Origin of the sequence: Kitasatospora sp. NPDC001539 (assembly GCF_040298565.1) — a bacterium.
GTDB lineage: Bacteria > Actinomycetota > Actinomycetes > Streptomycetales > Streptomycetaceae > Kitasatospora.
Genome location: NZ_JBEPAK010000482.1, coordinates 1 through 1,429, shown reverse-complemented (window position 1 = coordinate 1,429; position 1,429 = coordinate 1). Strand labels below are relative to the sequence as shown.

General features: G+C 69.4%; 1 protein-coding gene. It reads left to right on the top strand.

Annotation, left to right across the window (positions count from 1 at the left end; translation table 11 throughout):
- Positions 1 to 203: 203 nt before the first annotated feature.
- Entirely contained in the window at positions 204 to 1,409 is a 1,206-nt protein-coding gene (locus tag ABT247_RS33445) for an IS110 family RNA-guided transposase (RefSeq protein ID WP_350750368.1), read from the top strand.
- Positions 1,410 to 1,429 lie beyond the last annotated feature (20 nt).

The following is a 1,429-nucleotide window of genomic DNA, read 5'->3' as shown; positions in this document are numbered from 1 at the left end:
CCCTAAGAATGTGAAGCGGTCCGGGAGGACCGGGTGTGGCTGACGGTGGTTTGCCGTTGATGGCTCGAGGAGAATGGCCGCCCGGTCCTTCGGGACGCTTCGACCACTGATTGAGAACTGCGGTCATCGCCGGTTAGGGACCTGTTGGCGGAGTGTCCTTCGGGCCTGGGATTGCTGGGCACGGTTGGAACGGAGCGACGGGCTTGAGCAGGGCTCACGAGCGGATATGGGTCGGCATCGACGCCGGCAAGGGGCACCACTGGGCGGTGGCGGTCGACGCCGACGGCGAGACGCTGTTCTCGACGAAGGTGATCAACGACGAAGCCCAGATCCTCCAGCTCATCGAGACCGCCCGGGAGAAGGCCGGCGAAGTACGGTGGGCGGTGGACATCTCCGGCCGGGCCTCGACCCTGCTGCTGGCCCTGCTGGTCGCCCACGACCAGCACGTCGTCTACGTGCCCGGCCGCACCGTCAACCGCATGTCCGGCGCCTACCGCGGCGAGGGCAAGACCGACGCCAAGGACGCCCGCGTCATCGCCGACCAGGCCCGCATGCGTCCGAAGGGCTTCGCCCGGCTGAACACGCCTGCCGAGTTGGTCAGCACGCTCCAGGTGCTGACCAACTATCGGGCCGACCTGATCGCGGACCGGGTGCGGCTGATCAACCGGCTGCGGGACCTGCTGGTCGGTATCTGCCCGGCCCTCGAGCGGGCCTTCGACTACTCCGCGGCCAAGGGTCCCGTCGTCATGCTGACCGAGTACCAGACCCCGGCCGCCCTGCGGCGGATCGGCGTCAAGCGGCTGACCACCTGGCTGGAGCGCCGCAAGGTCCGCGGCGCCGACGTCGTCGCCGCGAAGGCGGTAGAGGCCGCGCAGTCGCAGACGGCCGAGCTGCCCGGGGAGAAGCGGGCCGCGAAGCTGGTCTGCGACCTCGCCCACCAGCTCCTGGCACTGGACGAGCGGATCAAGGACAACGACCGGGAAATCCGCGAGACCTTCCGCACCGACGAGCGCGCCGAGATCATCGAGTCCTTGCCCGGCATGGGCCCGATCCTGGGCGCCGAGTTCGTCGCCATCGTCGGCGACCTGTCCGGCTACCTCGATGCCGGCCGGCTGGCCTCCCACGCCGGCCTGGCCCCGGTCGCCCGGGACTCCGGCCGCCGCACCGGCAACTACCACCGGCCCAAGCGGTACAACCGGCGCCTGCGCTGGCTGTTCTACATGTCGGCCCAGACCGCGATGATGCGGCCCGGGCCGTCCCGGGACTACTACCTCAAGAAGCGAAGCGAAGGGCTGCTGCACACGCAGGCCCTGCTCTCCCTCGCTCGCCGCCGGGTCGACGTGCTCTGGGCGATGCTGCGTGACAAGAGGCTCTTCACCCCCGCTCCGCCAGTCAGGCAGACGGCTTGACACGGTCATTGAGATTCTCC